This is a genomic window from Allobosea sp. (assembly GCF_051860145.1).
In the GTDB taxonomy this organism is placed as follows: Bacteria; Pseudomonadota; Alphaproteobacteria; order Rhizobiales; family Beijerinckiaceae; genus Allobosea.
The window spans coordinates 127,079-142,980 of record NZ_JBHYEM010000010.1 but is presented as its reverse complement, the minus strand read 5'-3'; the positions used below and the strand labels follow the sequence as shown (position 1 = coordinate 142,980).

10 protein-coding genes are annotated in these 15,902 nt (G+C 67.4%); 4 read left to right on the top strand and 6 right to left on the bottom strand.

The window, feature by feature from the left end:
* The first annotated feature begins 55 nt into the window (after positions 1-55).
* Positions 56-2,158 carry an ATP-dependent DNA helicase RecG gene (gene recG, locus ACTIF2_RS17475; RefSeq protein WP_439498373.1) on the top strand — a complete coding sequence of 701 codons (2,103 nt, stop codon included), beginning with the start codon at positions 56-58 and terminating at the stop codon, positions 2,156-2,158.
* Positions 2,159-2,172: 14 nt separating this feature from the next.
* Here recG and ACTIF2_RS17470 read toward each other — a convergent pair whose 3' ends face one another.
* The gene (locus ACTIF2_RS17470; RefSeq protein WP_439498372.1) at positions 2,173-2,856 is read right to left on the bottom strand and encodes a DUF502 domain-containing protein; all 684 of its coding nucleotides are present in this window, start codon (positions 2,854-2,856) and stop codon (positions 2,173-2,175) included.
* A 165-nt stretch (positions 2,857-3,021) separates the two neighbouring features.
* Here ACTIF2_RS17470 and ACTIF2_RS17465 point away from each other — a divergent pair, with 165 nt between their 5' ends.
* Positions 3,022-3,420 (top strand): YbaN family protein, encoded by a 399-nt coding sequence (locus ACTIF2_RS17465; protein WP_439498371.1) that lies wholly within the window; start codon positions 3,022-3,024, stop codon positions 3,418-3,420.
* On the opposite strand, the gene glmS is transcribed toward ACTIF2_RS17465, so the two are convergent.
* The gene (gene glmS, locus ACTIF2_RS17460) at positions 3,421-5,247 is read right to left on the bottom strand and encodes a glutamine--fructose-6-phosphate transaminase (isomerizing) (protein WP_439498370.1); all 1,827 of its coding nucleotides are present in this window, start codon (positions 5,245-5,247) and stop codon (positions 3,421-3,423) included.
* A 108-nt stretch (positions 5,248-5,355) separates the two neighbouring features.
* The gene (gene glmU / locus ACTIF2_RS17455) at positions 5,356-6,726 is read right to left on the bottom strand and encodes a bifunctional UDP-N-acetylglucosamine diphosphorylase/glucosamine-1-phosphate N-acetyltransferase GlmU (protein ID WP_439498417.1); all 1,371 of its coding nucleotides are present in this window, start codon (positions 6,724-6,726) and stop codon (positions 5,356-5,358) included.
* Positions 6,727-7,069: 343 nt separating this feature from the next.
* Between glmU and ACTIF2_RS17450 the strand changes: the two genes are divergently transcribed.
* Together ACTIF2_RS17450 and mdoH are read left to right on the top strand one after the other, a co-directional pair.
* The gene (locus tag ACTIF2_RS17450; protein ID WP_439498369.1) at positions 7,070-8,620 is read left to right on the top strand and encodes an OpgD/OpgG family glucan biosynthesis protein; all 1,551 of its coding nucleotides are present in this window, start codon (positions 7,070-7,072) and stop codon (positions 8,618-8,620) included.
* Positions 8,608-10,803, top strand: a complete 2,196-nt coding sequence (gene mdoH / locus ACTIF2_RS17445) for a glucans biosynthesis glucosyltransferase MdoH (RefSeq protein WP_439498368.1) — start codon at positions 8,608-8,610, stop codon at positions 10,801-10,803. The genes ACTIF2_RS17450 and mdoH overlap by 13 nt, the downstream gene beginning before the upstream one ends.
* 141 nt (positions 10,804-10,944) lie before the next feature.
* Here mdoH and ACTIF2_RS17440 read toward each other — a convergent pair whose 3' ends face one another.
* From ACTIF2_RS17440 to ACTIF2_RS17430, 3 genes are all read right to left on the bottom strand, one after another.
* Entirely contained in the window at positions 10,945-12,054 is a 1,110-nt protein-coding gene (locus tag ACTIF2_RS17440) for an SGNH/GDSL hydrolase family protein (protein WP_439498367.1), read from the bottom strand.
* Positions 12,055-12,073: 19 nt separating this feature from the next.
* Positions 12,074-13,202, bottom strand: a protein-coding gene (prfB, locus tag ACTIF2_RS17435; protein ID WP_439498366.1) for a peptide chain release factor 2 whose coding sequence is annotated in 2 segments (ribosomal slippage) — positions 12,074-13,132 and positions 13,134-13,202 — 1,128 coding nt in all. Because the reading frame shifts where the segments join, the coding sequence is not laid out codon by codon here.
* A 219-nt stretch (positions 13,203-13,421) separates the two neighbouring features.
* Positions 13,422-15,869 carry a penicillin-binding protein 1A gene (locus tag ACTIF2_RS17430; RefSeq protein WP_439498365.1) on the bottom strand — a complete coding sequence of 816 codons (2,448 nt, stop codon included), beginning with the start codon at positions 15,867-15,869 and terminating at the stop codon, positions 13,422-13,424.
* Positions 15,870-15,902: the final 33 nt, after the last annotated feature.

Here is a 15,902-nt window from a genome sequence, read left to right as displayed (position 1 = left end):
GTCAGCGGCCAATCGGCCGCGTTCGCCGCACTCCTGACATGTCGCGCGAGGCCGATTGCGTCCGTCCATCCTCGATCCGCTCTTCGCTCCGGCCACGACGCTCTCCGGCGTCGGCCCCAAGCTCGGCAAGCTGCTGGACAGGTTCCTCGGCGACGAGACGCAAGGCGCGCGCGTCATCGACCTGATGTTCCACCTGCCGACCGGGGCGGTCGACCGGCGCCCCAGCGCCTCGATCGCGGATGCGCCGATCGGCGAGATCGCGACCTTCTCGGCCCGGGTCACCGAGCACCGGCCCGCCCCTCCCGGCAAGGCCAAGGCGCCGTACCGCATCATCGTCGAGGACGAGACCGGCGACGTCACGCTGGTCTTCTTCCATGCCGATGTCCGGCACCTGCTCACCACCTTGCCGGTCGGCGAATACCGCATCGTCTCCGGCAAGCTCGAGCTCTGGGACGGGATGCGCCAGATGGTCCATCCCGACCGGATCATGGACGCGCGCGCCTTTGCCAGCCTGCCCTCGATCGAACCCGTCTATGGCCTTACCGAGGGCATCGGCAGCCGTGTGATGACCCGGATCGTCGGTGCTGCGGCGGAAAAATGCCCCGAGCTTGCCGAATGGCAGGACCGCGGCTTTCTCGGCAAGAACAGTTTCGCTCCCTTCTCCGAGGCCATCCGGGCGCTGCATCATCCGCCCGACCTGCGCGCCGTCGAGGGCGACACCGTCGTACGCCGCCGCGTCGCCTATGACGAATTGCTGGCGAGCCAGATCGCGCTCGCTCTGGTGCGCCGGCAGCAGAAGAAGGCGGCCGGACGCGTCACCGCCGGAGACGGGCGCATGCTGGCGGCGATCGAAGCTGCCCTGCCCTTCTCGCTCACGCAGGGCCAGCGCCAGGCGGTCGCCGACATCCATGACGACATGGGAAAGCCGGACCGCATGCTGCGGCTGCTGCAGGGCGATGTCGGCTCGGGCAAGACCGTGGTGGCTTTGATGGCGATGGCAGCCGCGGCCGAGGCCGGCCGGCAATCGGTGCTGATGGCGCCGACCGAGATCCTTGCCCGCCAGCATGCCGAGCGGCTGGCGCCGCTGGCCGAGAAGGCGGGGCTGAAGCTCGCCTTGCTGACCGGACGCGAGAAAGGCGCCGGCCGGCGGCAGGTGCTCGACAGGCTGGCGAGCGGCGAGATCGCGATCGCAGTCGGCACGCATGCGCTCTTCCAGGAGGGCGTCGCCTTCCATGATCTCGCGCTCGCCGTGGTCGACGAGCAGCACCGCTTCGGCGTGCATCAGCGCCTGCTGCTCGGCGCGAAGGGCGAAGCGGTCGACGTGCTGGTGATGACCGCAACGCCGATCCCGCGCACGCTCTCGCTGACCTGGTTCGGCGACATGGACGTCTCGGTCCTGGCCGAGAAGCCGGCCGGGCGAAAGCCGATCGCGACGCGCGCGATCTCCTCGGAGCGCTATGACGAGGTGGTCGGCGCCGTCGGGCGCGCGGTCGCTGCCGGCGCGCAGGTCTACTGGGTCTGCCCGCTGGTGCAGGAATCCGACACGCTCGACGTTGCCGCCGCACAGGAGCGCTTCGAGGAGTTGCGGGCTCGTTTCGGCGCAAGGGTCGGGCTGCTGCACGGCCAGATGCCGGGCCGCGACAAGGATGCGGCCATGGCCGCCTTCGTCGCCGGCGAGACGCGCATCCTGGTCTCGACCACGGTGATCGAGGTCGGCGTCGACGTGCCCAATGCCAGCGTGATGGTCATCGAGCATGCCGAGCGCTTCGGTCTGGCGCAGCTGCATCAGCTGCGCGGGCGCATCGGGCGCGGCTCCGCTGCTTCGACCTGCCTGCTGCTCTACAAGGGGCCGCTCGGGCCGGTGGCGGAAGCGCGCCTCACCATCATGCGCGAGACCGAGGACGGCTTTCGGATCGCCGAGGAGGATCTGCGCCTGCGCGGCGAAGGCGAAGTGCTCGGCACCCGCCAGTCCGGCTCGCCCGACTGGCGCATCGCGCGCCCCGAAAGCGACGGCGACCTGCTTGCCGCCGCGCGCGACGATGCGCGCCTGCTGATCGAGCGCGATCCGCATCTGCAAACGCCGCGTGGCGAAGCCGTCAGGACGCTGCTCTATCTGTTCGAGCGCGATGTCGCGATCAGGCTGCTGCGAGCCGGGTAGCAACGCGACGACAATCAGTCCTGCGGCTTGCCGTTGCCCGGCACGAGCTTGATGCCGTTCTCGCCGGGCTGGATCAGGCCGGCTGACATGATCAGCTTGGCGCCCTCCTCGACCGAAATCGACAATTCGACGATCTCGCGCCGCGGCAGGTAGAAGAAGAAGCCCGTGGTCGGGTTCGGCGTGCAGGGCAGGAAGACGCCGATCTGCTCGTCGCCGTTTGGCAGGCGCGAGCCGATCTCGGGCGCCGCCGCCTGCGAGATGAAGACGATCGACCACATGCCCGGCTGCGGGAACTGCACCATGCCGACCGTGCGGAAGGAGGTGCCGGACTGCGAGAAGATGGTCTCGAAGACCTGCTTCACCCCCTTGTACAGACTACGCACCACCGGCATGCGATTGAGGATCGCCTCGCCGGCGTCGATCAGGGTGCGCCCGACGAGATTGGCCGTGAGGAAGCCGAGCAGGGTCAGGCCGACCAGCCCGATCACCAGTCCGAATCCCGGCAGCGGATAAGGCAGATAGGTCTCCGGAAGGTAGCTGTCGGGAATGAACCGCTTCACCATCCCGTCGATCAGGTTGATGAACCACCAGGTCACCGAGGCGGTGATGGCGAGCGGACCCGCGATCACCAGACCGGTGAGAAAATAGCGGCGCAGCCGCGTGCCGGCCGTGGGCCGCAGCAGATCGGGCTGAATCATGAGGCGGGGATCAGGCGGGCCGTCTGTGGTCATGCGCGGTCCAGATCCGATCTCCGAAAGATAAGCTTGTCTCGGCGCTGACACGCCGCGATATGAACAAGATAGCCGAGCCGCCGGCGCTGACCAGCCCCGTCTCGAGGCGCGACGCGAATACGGACGAATTTCGTGACGGAATCACCCCGGCCGACCGGCCGCTGGCACAGGTCGCTGATGCTCGCCGCCGGCTGGGTCTTCACCGGCCTCGGGATCGTCGGCCTCGTGTTGCCGCTGATGCCGGGTACGGTCTTCCTGATCCTGGCCGCCTGGTGCTTCTCGCGCTCCTCGCCGCGCTTCGAAGCCTGGCTGCTCGGCCATCCGCGGCTCGGCCCGCATGTCCTGCGCTGGCGCGCGACCGGCGCGATCGACCGCCGGGCGAAATGGATCGCCTGTGGCTCGATGCTGTTGAGCTTCGGGCTGGTCTCGCTGAGCGGCGCGCCGCCGATCGCGCTCTGGGCGAGCGGCGTCAGCCTACTCGCCGCCGGGAGCTATGTCGCGAGCCGGCCGGAGCCGTCCCGCGGGGAGTGATTACTCGACGGTGACGGATTTCGCCAGGTTGCGCGGCTGGTCGACGTCCTTGCCCATGAAGACGGCCGTCTGGTAGGCGATCATCTGGATCGGCAGGGCGTAGACGATCGGCGCGAAGAGCGGATCCATCTCCGGCATGACGATCGTCGCCTCCGGGGTGATGCCGCATTCGGCCGCGCCCCTGGCATCGGTGATCAGGATGATCCGGCCGCCGCGCGCCGCGACCTCCTGCATGTTCGACGCGGTCTTCTCGAACAAGGCGTCATGCGGCGCGATCACGATGACCGGCATGTCCTCGTCGATGAGCGCGATCGGGCCGTGCTTGAGTTCACCTGCCGGGTAACCTTCGGCGTGGATATAGCTGATTTCCTTGAGCTTCAGCGCGCCTTCGAGCGCCAGCGGGAAGCTGGTGCCGCGGCCGAGATAGAGCACGTCGCGCGCCCTGGAGAGGCGCCGCGCCAGCTTCTCGATCTCGGGCTCGAGCATGAGCGCCTGCGCCATCAGGCCCGGAACGGCGATCAGCTCCTGCACATATTTCGCCTCCTGCGCCGCCGAGAGCGTCCCGCGCGCCCGGGCCGCGGCGAGCGCCAGGCTGGCGAGCGCGGTCAGCTGGCAGGTGAAGGCCTTGGTCGAGGCCACGCCGATCTCGGGGCCGGCCAGGGTCGGCGCGACCACGTCGCTCTCGCGCGCGATCGTCGAGGTCGGCACGTTGACGACCGAGAGGATGTGCTGCCCTTCCTGGCGGGCATAGCGCAGGCCCGCCAGCGTGTCGGCGGTCTCGCCCGATTGCGAGACGAAGAGCGCGAGCCCGTCCTTCGGCAGCGGCGCTTCGCGATAGCGGAACTCGGACGCGACATCGATCTCCACCGGCAGCCGCGCCAGCTTCTCGAACCAGTATTTGGCGATCAGCCCGGCATAATAGGCGGTGCCGCAGGCCGAGACAGAAAGCCGCGACAGGGCGCTCCAGTCGAAGGGCGGCTCGAAGGGCAGGCGCGCCGTACCGCCGACCATGTCGAGATATTGCGTCAGCGTGTGGCCGACCACTTCCGGCTGCTCGTAGATTTCCTTGGCCATGAAGTGGTGGTGATTGCCCTTCTCGACGAGGAAGGCGCCGGCGGCGACGCGCTGAGCACGGCGTTCCACCTGGTTGTTGGCCTTGTCGTAGAAGGTCGCGCCCTTGCGATGGAGGACGACCCAGTCGCCCTCTTCCAGATAGGCGATCAGATTGGTGAAGGGCGCGAGCGCGAGCGCATCGGAGCCGAGATACATCTCGCCGTCCCCGACGCCGACCGCGAGCGGCGAGCCCCGGCGCGCGCCGATCAGCAGATCCTCCTGGCCCTCGAACAGGAAGGCGAGCGCGAAGGCCCCGCGCAGGAGCGGCAGGCTGGCCGCCACCGCGGCGGCGGGGTCCTTGCCATGGTTCATCTCGCGCGTGACGAGATGGGCGACGACCTCGGTGTCGGTCTCGGTCTGGAAGACATGGCCGTCGGCTTCGAGCTCGGCCCTGAGTTCGCGAAAATTCTCGATGATGCCGTTATGGACGACGGCGAGCTTCTCGGTGGCGTGCGGATGGGCATTGGTCTCGTTCGGGCGGCCATGCGTTGCCCAACGCGTGTGGCCGATGCCGATCAGCCCTTCGAGCGGCTCGTTCGACAGGCGGATCTCGAGATTCCTGAGCTTGCCCTCGGCGCGACGGCGTGCGAGCAGCCCGCCCTCCAGCGTCGCTACGCCGGCCGAGTCGTAGCCGCGATATTCGAGCCGCCGCAGCGCCTCGACCACCTGCGTGGCCACGGCTTGCTTGCCCAGAATTCCGACGATGCCGCACATGCCCCAGCCTCATTCGCGATTGCCGTTGCGGGACCGTTTACCGGCGAACCGCGAAAACGCCCAATCACGTTGAATGTCAAACTGTGAACAGGCGGTTTCGCCGTTATCCTAATCCTTGGATTTTGCCATGTTCTGCTTCCTGGCCATGGCGCTTTCCCGGAACGTCTTCGCCCAACCTTCGCGCTCGACTTGGCGGCCGCGCGCGATGGCGAGCCCGTCCGCCGGCACGTCGCGGGTCACCACCGAGCCCGAACCGACATAGGCGCCCTCCCCGATCGTCACCGGCGCAACCAGCGACGAGTTGGAGCCGACGAAGGCGCCGGCGCCGATCGTGGTCTTGTATTTGAAGAAGCCGTCATAATTGCAGGTGATCGTGCCGGCGCCGATATTGGCCTCGGCGCCGACGCTGGCATCGCCGATATAGGTCAGGTGGCTGACCTTGGCGCCCTCCCCGATCTCGGCAGCCTTGATCTCCACGAAATTGCCGACCTTGGCCTTGCGCGCGAGTTTTGCGCCGGGGCGCAGCCGACCGTAGGGACCGACGCTCGCCTGCGGCCCGACCTCGGCGCCTTCCAGATGCGAGAAGGCGTGGATCACCGCTCCATCGGCGACGCTGACGCCGGGCCCGAAGACGACGTTCGGCTCGATCAGCACGTCGCGGCCGATGGCGGTGTCGTGGCTAAAGAAGACGGTCTCCGGCGCGATCAGCGTTGCGCCACCCTTCATGACCGCGATGCGCCTGCGGCGCTGGAATTCGGCTTCCGCCGCGGCGAGCTGCACGCGGTTGTTGACGCCCTGGACCTCGGTCTCCGGCGCATCGAGCGCCACGGCTTTCAGGCCCTGTGCACGCGCCACCGCGACGGCATCGGTCAGATAGTACTCGCTCTGCGCATTGTCGTTGCCGATCGCATCCAGGATCGCGAGCGCGTGACGGCCGTCCATCGCCATCAGACCGGCATTGCAGAGCCGGATCGCCCGCTCGGCCTCGCTCGCGTCATTGTGCTCGACGATGGCTTCCAGAACACCGTCGCGGCTCACGAGCCGGCCGTAACCGGTCGGATCGGCAGCCTCGAAGCCGAGCACGGCGACCGGCGCTCCCGCGGCGAGCGCGCTCCGCATCGCCTGAAAGGTCCCGGGGCGCACCAAAGGTGTGTCGGCGAAGGCGACGAGGACGTCGTCATATCCGCCCCGCAACGCTTCGCGGGCCGCCAGCACCGCATGGGCCGTACCCCGTCGCTCGGCCTGAACGAAGACGCGAGCCGACGGCAGCCGGGCGGTGACCTCGGCTGCGACATCGGGGCGGTCGGGGCCGATCACGACGGCAACGGCGTCGGCTCCCGCAGCCATGACGGCGGCGATCGCGTGGCCCAGGAGCGAGCGGCCGGCGACTTCGTGCAGCACCTTCGGGCGCTGCGATTTCATCCGGGTTCCCTCGCCGGCCGCGAGAATCACGGCGAGACAGCTCCGGCCGGACTGCATTTCGGTCATGATTATCGGCTTCCTTGCGGACTCACCGTCAACTCTCGTGACCTGGTTCCAGGTCATGAAGGTCGATGCGGCGCATGGTGGCGTTGCAGTCGCCGTGGATAGCCGATCCTCACTGCATTTGCCAAAACCACCGGAGAGAGCTGCGGCCAGCGCGAGCGATAGGGCGATTGGCAATGCCACACCTGAACAATCGGGAGCGCGAGCGCGTTGTCCAAGTCGCTGGCCTCGCGGATTTTTTTGAACGTCGACCGCTTTTCAGCCGGTCGCGAAATGCTCTAGAAGCGCTGGGGGCGGAGGGCGCCGCCCGCTGATGTTGGGAATGATGTCGAAATCCTTGAATCGTCGATGCTTTCTGGAAGGTGCGGCCTACAGCCTCGCCGCCGCCCCGCTTCTGGCGACCGGCCCCGCCTCTGCCCAGGCCACCGGCTGGGCGGCCACCGTGCAGTCGGTGATTGCCGAGGGGCAGCGTTTCGACCCCTCGCTGGTTGTCGAGGCGGCCCGGATGTTGTCGCGCCGGCCGATGGTACCGGTCACGGCGACCGATCTGCCGGAAGGCTATGCCGCCCTGCCCTTCGACCAGTTCTCGGGAATCAGGGCGCAGCCGGGCGGCCTGATCTGGGCCGGCGAGAATCGCGGGTTCACGGTCGAGCCGCTGCATCGCGGCTATGTTTTCTCCGCTCCGGTCAGTTTGTTCACGGTCGAGGACGAGGTCGTGCGGCGCGTCGCCTTCGACCGCGGCAAGTTCGATTACGGCAAGGTGCCGCCGCCGCCGGCCGGCGTCGATCTGCAATTCTCTGGGTTCAGGGTCGCGGCAGGGCATGAGCGGCCCTACGAGGTCGCGATCTTCCAGGGCGCGACCTTCTTCCGGGCGCTGGCGCGCGGCCAGAATTTCGGCGCGCTGGCGCGGGCGCTGATCCTGCGCCCCGGCGAGACGCGCGGCGAGGAGATTCCGTTCTTCCGGGCGTTCTGGATCGAGCGGCCCAACCCGGCCTCGGGCCTGCTCGTGATCCATGCCCTGCTCGATTCGGAAAGCCTGTCCGGCGCCGTCCGGATGACGCTGCGGCCCGGCGACGTCACCTTCATCGATGTCGAGATGACCCTGTTCGCGCGCCAGGCGCTGGACCATGTCGGCTTCGGCTGCACGATGGGCACCTTCATGGCGGCCCCGCAGAGCCGCCGCACCTTCGACGACATCCGCCCCGCCGTGCACGAGGTCTCGGGCGTCCAGATGCTCACCGGCGGCGGCGAATGGATCTACCGTCCGGTCAGCAATCCGGTGGCGCTGCAGGTCTCCTCCTTCGTCGACACCAATCCCCGCGGCTTCGGCCTCGTCCAGCGCGAACGCGACCCGACCGCCTTCCAGGACGATGATCAGCGCTTCGAGCTCAGGCCGAGCGTCTGGATGGAGCCGCTCGGGGAATGGGGCGCGGGCTCCGTGCAACTGATCGAGATCCCGAGCGAATCCGACCTCAACGACAACATCATCAGCTATTGGCGGCCACGCCAGCCGATCGCGGCTGGCAGCGAGACCACGATCGCCTATCGCCAGGCTTGGTGCTGGCAGCCGCCCGAACGGACGACGCTCGCCACCGCGACACGGATCCGGCAGGGCAAGGGCTCGACGGGCCGGAGGCGGCGATTCTTCGTCGAGTTCACCGGCGACAGGCTCGCCGATCCCGGCGTCGTCGCCGCGACGCGCGCCAATGTCACCGCCACACCCGGCGCCGTCCATGGGCTGCGGCTCTGGCCCTACCCGGAACGCAAGACCATGCGCGTCGGGTTCGAGGTCGACCCCGGCACCGAAAACCTCTCCGAGCTGCGCCTCGTCCTCGAGGCCGGCGGCCAACCCGTATCGGAAACCTGGTTGAATCGATGGACGTGGTGACAGAGAAGCCGCCCCGGCGCGCGGCCGAAATCGCCATGGCGCCAGCGCCGTCAGGCACGCAAGCCGCGACCCCGCCGGAGAACCGGCTGGTGATGCCCGTCCAGTCCTTCAGGAGATGGGATCCGTCCGAGCGGCGCAAGCCCGCGTCCCCGCGGCATTGGACGACGCCGTGGTTCAAGCGGCTCTTCGTCTTCGGCGGCGGGCTCGCGCTCACGGCCTATGGCGCCTGGGAAATGTACAATGTCGTGTCGGTCAGCCGCACGACGTTCCTGCAGTACGTTTTGCTGCTGCTGTTCACGGTCAATTTTTCCTGGATCGCGCTTGCCTTCACCAGCGCGCTCGTCGGCTTCTTCGGGTTGCTCTTCGGCTCGGGCCGGACGGAACGGGCCGAGAGCCTGAAGCATCGCACCGTCGTGGTGATGCCGATCTACAACGAATCGACGGCGCGCACCTTCGCCGCCCTCGCCGCCATCCGGGAATCGGTCGAGGCGACCGGGCTGGGGGCGAATTTCGACTATTTCATTGTCTCGGACACCACGAACCCGGATGTCTGGATCGCCGAGGAGCGGGCCTTCCTGGCGCTGCGCGAGCGGCTCGGGCCGGATGCACGCGTCTATTACCGCCACCGGCCGAAGAACCATCATCGCAAGGCCGGCAATATCGCCGATTTCGTCACGCGCTGGGGCGGGCATTACGAGCACATGGTCGTGCTCGACGCCGACAGCCTGATGACCGGCACCTGCATCGTGCGGCTCGCCGCCGCGATGGAGGCCGATCCCGACGCCGGCATCATCCAGTCGCTGCCGCTGATCATCAACCGCAACACCTTCTTCGCGCGGCTGCAGCAGTTCGCGGCGCGGGTCTATGGCCCGGTCATCGCCACCGGCCTCGCCATCTGGTCGGGCCGGGACGGCAATTACTGGGGCCATAACGCGATCATCCGGACGAAAGCCTTCGCCGAGCATTGCGGCCTGCCGGACCTCAAGGGCAAGCCCCCCTTCGGAGGGCATGTGCTCAGCCATGACTTCGTCGAGGCCGCGCTGATGCGCCGCGCCGGCTGGTCGGTCTATATGCTGTCGGACCTGACGGGGTCCTACGAGGAGAGCCCGCCTTCGCTGATCGACATCTCGGTGCGCGACCGGCGCTGGGCGCAAGGCAATCTGCAGCATTCGCGCGTCATCGGCGCAAAAGGCTTCGTCTGGTCGACGCGCCAGCATTTCGCCACGGGCATCATGGGCTACCTGGCCTCGCCCTTCTGGCTGATGCAGCTCGTCGTCGGCATCCTGATCGTGCTGCAGGTCAATTACGCCCGTCCGGAATACTTCACGCAGGAGTTCACCCTCTTCCCGGTCTGGCCGCGCTTCGACCCCGAACGCGCCTTGAACCTGTTCGCGCTGACCATGGCGATCCTGCTGGCGCCAAAACTCTTCGGCCTCCTGCTCACGCTCTTCAACGGCAAGCTCAGGCGCGCCTGCGGCGGCGGCATCCGGCTGATTTTCTCCTCGCTTCTCGAGATCCTGTTCTCGGCCTTCTTCGCGCCGATCATGATGCTGATCCAGTCCGGATCGGTCTTCCAGATCCTGCTCGGCCGCGATACCGGCTGGAACCCGCAGCGCCGCGACGACGGCTCGATCCCCTTCAAGGACATCGTGCGCCGTCACCGCATGCATACGGTGCTCGGCGCCATCGCCGGTATTTCCGCCTTCATGATCGCGACCTCGCTCTTCGCCTGGATGTCGCCGACGATCGTCGGCCTCTTGCTGGCGATCCCGCTCTCCTGGGCCTCGGGCCAGCTCGCGCTCGGGCTCTGGCTGAAGCGGCACAAGCTGCTGATCACGCCGGAGGAAGGCGATCCGCCGACGATCGCGCTGCGCGCCAACGCCCTGCAGGCGGAGTTCGCCGAGGCCGGCTTCGATGAGGCTGACGGGCTCAAGGCGCTGCATGCCGACCCGCGCCTGCGCGCCGCCCATGACCGGATGCTGCCCGAAGGCCAGATGCGCCGGCGTGGCGAGATCGAGGCAGAACGTGCGGTGGCGCAGGCCAAGCTCGTCGAGGCCGAGACGATCGACGAGGCGGCGATCTGGCTGAAGCCGAAGGAACGGATGGTGGTCCTGCACGACCGGGCGCTGGTCGGCCTGCTGGCCTCGCTGCCGGCGGTCGAAAGCCAGGAGAGCCCGGCCTAGAGCATCGGACCGAAAAGTGGAATCCACTTTTCGAAAAAATTCGATGCTAAAACAAAGAGATAGATCGCCACCTTGCGTCCGATAGAACACACGGCGATCTAGTGCCGCACCTGACGCTCCGGTTCGGCGCTCGCTCTGGGCCTACTGCTTCGCCAGGGCCGCCAGAATGGCTGCGCCGGCGATGGCGTGGGCTCTCTCGTTCCAGTGCGCGTCGGCAGCAAACTCGAAGCGCTGGTGATTCTGCGCCCAGTCCGCGGCGAAGACGGGCTGCAGGTCGAGGAAGCTGACGCCGGCGCGCTGCGCCGCCTCGGCCGCGATGCGGTTGAGCTTGAGCGCCAGACTGTCCTGGCGGCCGGCATAGATCGCGCCGCGATCGCCATCCATGGCGATGAGCAGCTTTGCGCCTATGCTCCGTGCCTGCTCCGCCAAGCGCTTGACGACATAGTCGGTCGCCGCCCTGACATCCGCCTCGCGGGCGAGCACCGAAGCGATATCGACATTGGCGGCATAACCGCCCTCCTGCGCCCGGGCCGGGCCGAAGATCGCATCGACCAGCGCCTGCGGGCGCACCTGCCAGCGATAGAGGAAATAGCGGGCGGTCGCGCTCTGCCGCAGCCATTCGACGGCGCCCGGTCGCCAGGGCTGCGGCGGAATCTCGCTCGTCACCTTGCCATCCTCGATCTTCAGCTTGAGGAAGCTCGAGGTATAGCGGCCGGGCCTGAAGACGAAGCTCTCGTCGAAGTCGTTATGGACGAACAGCACGACGATCTGGTCCGGCCGCGTCGCCAGGACCTCGCGCTCGATCATCTGGAGATATTGGCTGAACGGCGCGCCGGCGATCGCGAAGCGATAGGTCTCTACCGGCCCCGAGCCGCTCAGGCCCGCCTGGACGGTCTCCACGAAACTGCGCGAGACGGGCACCTGGAGCGCCTCGACGAAACTGTCGCCGACGAAGGCGATGCGCCGGCGGCCGGCCACCCGCTCGCGCGGGTAGTCCTGGAGCGGGGAGTTCCAGCCCTTCACGTTGATCGAGAACGGCGCCGCGATCTCGTCGCGCACCCGCCAGACGCCGCTCTGGTTCGGCGCATAGCGCACGACCTCGTTGACGAAATCATTGTGCGGCACGTCGCTGCCCGGCAGCACGTAGCGGAACAGGACCAGCTCGCAGAAGGCCAGGAAGACCAGCAGGCTCGCCAGCGAGACGCCAAGATTGATCAGGCCGTTGCGCAGGCGCGAGCGAGGTTTCTCCACCGTCATCCCCGCCAACGCGTCAATCGATATCCTCGACCTCGACCTCGGTGCCGTAGACGCGCTGCGCCAGCGAGGCTTCCATGAACGGGTCGAGATCGCCGTCGAGCACGTCGGAGGGCGCAGTCGACGAGACGCCCGTGCGCAGGTCCTTCACGAGCTGATAGGGCTGCAGCACATAGGAGCGGATCTGGTGGCCCCAGCCGATATCGGTCTTGGAGGCCGCCTCGGCATTGGCCTTGTCCTCGCGCTTCTTCAGCTCGACCTCGTAGAGCCGGGCACGCAGCATGTCCCAGGCCTTGGCGCGGTTCTTGTGCTGCGAGCGCTCCTGCTGGCAGGTGACCGCGATCCCGGTCGGGATATGGGTGATGCGCACCGCCGAATCGGTGGTGTTGATGTGCTGGCCGCCCGCACCCTGGGCGCGATAGGTGTCGATCCGGCAATCCGATTCCTTGACGTCGATGACGATGCGGTCGTCGACGACGGGATAGACCCAGACGGAGGCGAACGAGGTCTGCCGGCGGGCGTTCGAATCGAAGGGCGAAATGCGCACCAGCCGGTGCACGCCCGATTCGGTCTTCAGCCAGCCATAGGCATTGTGGCCCTTGAACTGCAGCGTCGCCGACTTGATGCCGGCCTGGTCGCCGTCCTGATAGTCGAGCATCTCGACCTTGAACTTCCGCCGCTCGCCCCAGCGCCGATACATGCGCAGCAGCATCTCGGCCCAGTCCTGGCTCTCGGTGCCGCCGGCGCCGGGATGAATCTCGACATAGGTGTCGAGCATGTCGGCCTCGCCCGAGAGCAGCGTCTCGACCTGGCGGCGCGCAGCTTCGTGCTCGACCGTCTTGACCGCGGCCTCGCCCTCGGCGATCGAGGCGGCATCCTCCTCCATCTCGCCGAGCTCGATCAGCGTCAGCGCGTCATCGAGATCGCGCTCCAGCTTGATGATGCCGTTGATCTGGTCCTCGAGCGAGGTGCGCTCGCGCATCAGCTTCTGCGCCTGCTCGGCGTCGTCCCAGAAGGTTGGCCCTTCGGAAAGCGCGTTCAGCTCCGCGAGGCGTCGTTGTGCGACATCCCAGTCAAAGATGCCTCCTCAGCAGTCCGATCGACTGCTTGGCGTTGTCGAGTTGGGTCTGGACTTCGGGACGCATGATTCTGAATGGGCTTCCGTTCGAGCTGCGCGATGGAGCGTTGAGATAGGGCTGAAAGGCTCGGGTGTAAACGCCCGACGCGACGTCATTCCCGGGCGGAGCCCTCGGGTCCGGCCTTTGGCCGGCCCAAGGATAAACTCCGCGCAGACCCGAGAATCCCCGGGCGAGAGATGCTCGGGTCAAGCCCGAGCATGACGCCCGGGCCACGGTCACAGGAGCCTAGTAGAGGCCGCCGGTTCCCGACCCGACCCCGCGGCCGCCGGGCGAGACGTTCAGTGGCGCGCCGCTGCCGTCTCCGGCCGCGCCGATGACCGAATAGCTGTCAGGCGGGGCGGTGCCGGGCTTGAAGGCTTCCAGGATGCCGCCCTCTCCACCGGCGCGCATGCCGGTGCGGGGATCGACGCGGATCAGCTTGATGCCGGGCGGCACGCGGAACGGCGTCGCCGGCTTGTCCTTCAGCGCCGCCATCATGAAATCGCGGAAGATCGGGGCCGCGTATTGTCCCGCCGTCGCCGAGTTGCCGAGCGATTTCGGCTTGTCGAAGCCCATATAGACGCCGACGGCCAGGTCCGGAGAGAAGCCGACGAACCAGACGTCCTTGGCCTCGTTGGTGGTGCCGGTCTTGCCGGCCAGCGGCTTGCCGACCGATTTCACGACCTGCGCCGTGCCGTTCTGGACGACGCCCTCGAGCAGCGAGACCATCTGGTAGGCGGTCAGCGGGTCGAGCACCTGGTCGCGGTTGTCGACGAGGCGCGGCTCCTTCTGGTTCGCCCATTTATCGGCGTTGCAGCCCTCGCAAACGCGCTGGTCGTGACGGTAGATCGTCGCGCCCCAGCGGTCCTGGATGCGGTCGATCAGCGTCGGCCGGATGCGCTTGCCGCCATTGACCAGCATGGAATAGGCCGCCGTCATGCGCATCACCGTCGTCTCGCCGGCGCCGAGCGCCATCGAGAGCACCGGCAGCATGTCGTCATAGACGCCGAAGCGACGGGCATATTCCGCGATCAGCGGCATGCCGACATCCTTGGCGAGGCGCACCGTCATCAGGTTCTTCGAATACTGGATGCCGTAGCGCAGGGTGCGCGGCCCGGTCGACTTGCCGTCATAGTTCTCCGGGCGCCAGACGCCGAGCCCGCCGCCCTGGTCGACCTCGATCGGCGCGTCGAGCACGATGCTCGACGGCGTGTAGCCGTTGTCGAGCGCGGTGGCGTAGACGAAGGGCTTGAAGGACGAGCCCGGCTGACGCAGCGCCTGCGTCGCGCGGTTGAATTCCGACTGGTCATGCGAGAAGCCGCCGACCATCGCGAGCACGCGGCCGGAATAGGGATCCATCACGGTGATCGCGCCGTTGACCTCCGGCATCTGGCGCAGGCGGACCTGGCCCGGCTTGCTCTCGACCGGCTCGACATAGACGACATCGCCGACCGAGACGACCTGGCTGACGCGCGCCCGGCGGGTCCAGCGGATGCCCTCGCCGGTCAGCGTCACCATATCGCGCTCGGGCTTCAGATGGCCGGAATTCTCGCGCATCGGATGCAAGCCGAGACGGGCGCTGTCGCCGCTCACCTCGAGAACCACCGCCAGCCGCCAGGGCGCGACATCGCCCATCACCGGCAGATTGCCGATCGCGATGCCCCAGTCGCGGGCGCCGATGTCGAGCTTCTCGACGGCGCCGCGCCAGCCGCGCGCCTCGTCGAAGCGCACGAGCCCGTCGACCAGCGACTTGCGGGCCAGGAGCTGCATCTTGGGATCGACGGTGGCACGGACCGAGAGGCCGCCTTCCAGGAGCTTCTTCTCGCCGTAGCGATCCTGCAATTCGCGCCGGATCTCCTCGGCGAAATAGCCGGCGGCGATGTTGTTCGCCGAGACCGTGCGGGGATTGACGCCGAGCGGCTGCCTCTTGGCGGCTTCCGCCTCCGCGCGCTTCACGAATCCGTTATCGGCCATGCGGTCGAGCACGTAATTGCGCCGCTCGATGGCGCGTTCGCGGTTGCGGAACGGGTGCAGGTCGGTCGGGGCCTTGGGCAGCGCGGCGAGATAGGCCGCCTCCTGCAGGTTCAGCTCATGCACCGACTTGCCGAAATAATTCAGCGCGGCCGCGGCGACGCCGTAGCTGCCCTGCCCCGGCGCCGGCGCGCCGAGATAGATCTCGTTCAGGTAGAGCTCGAGGATCTTGTCCTTGGAATAGGTTCCCTCGATCCGCAGCGCGATCAGCGCCTCGCGAATCTTGCGCTCATAGCTCTGCTCGGAGCCGACGAGGAAGTTCTTCGCGACCTGCTGGGTGATGGTCGAGGCGCCCTGGGGCCGGCGATTCGAGCCGCGGCTGCGGAAATTGGTGATCGCGGCGCGAACCAGACCCTCGGGATCGACGCCGATATGCTTGTAGAAATTCTTGTCCTCGGCCGAGAGATAGGCGTCGATGATCATCTTCGGCACGGCCTGGATCGGCAGGTAGAGCCGACGCTCGCGCGCGAACTCCGCGATCAGGCTGCCGTCGCCGGCATGCACGCGGCTCATCACCGGCGGCTCGTAATTGCGAAGCTGCGCCGAGTCCGGCAGGTCCTTGGAGTAGTGCCAGATGAAGCCGCCAGCGATGACGGCGCCAACGACGAAGACGATCGCGCCTGCAGCGAACAACCATCCAAAGATTCGCAGAACAAACCGCATCTAAGGCCTATGCCCCTGCTTGCTGCGCGGTCA

What these genes read in the sequence shown, in the direction of transcription:
- ACTIF2_RS17470 (WP_439498372.1), bottom strand. Translation starts at nt 2,856, where the DNA reads ATGATTCAGCCCGATCTGCTGCGGCCCACGGCCGGCACGCGGCTGCGC.
- glmS (WP_439498370.1), bottom strand. Translation starts at nt 5,247, where the DNA reads ATGTGCGGCATCGTCGGAATTCTGGGCAAGCAAGCCGTGGCCACGCAG.
- glmU (WP_439498417.1), bottom strand. Translation starts at nt 6,726, where the DNA reads ATGCAGTCCGGCCGGAGCTGTCTCGCCGTGATTCTCGCGGCCGGCGAG.
- mdoH (WP_439498368.1), top strand. Translation starts at nt 8,608, where the DNA reads ATGGACGTGGTGACAGAGAAGCCGCCCCGGCGCGCGGCCGAAATCGCC.
- ACTIF2_RS17430 (WP_439498365.1), bottom strand. Translation starts at nt 15,869, where the DNA reads ATGCGGTTTGTTCTGCGAATCTTTGGATGGTTGTTCGCTGCAGGCGCG.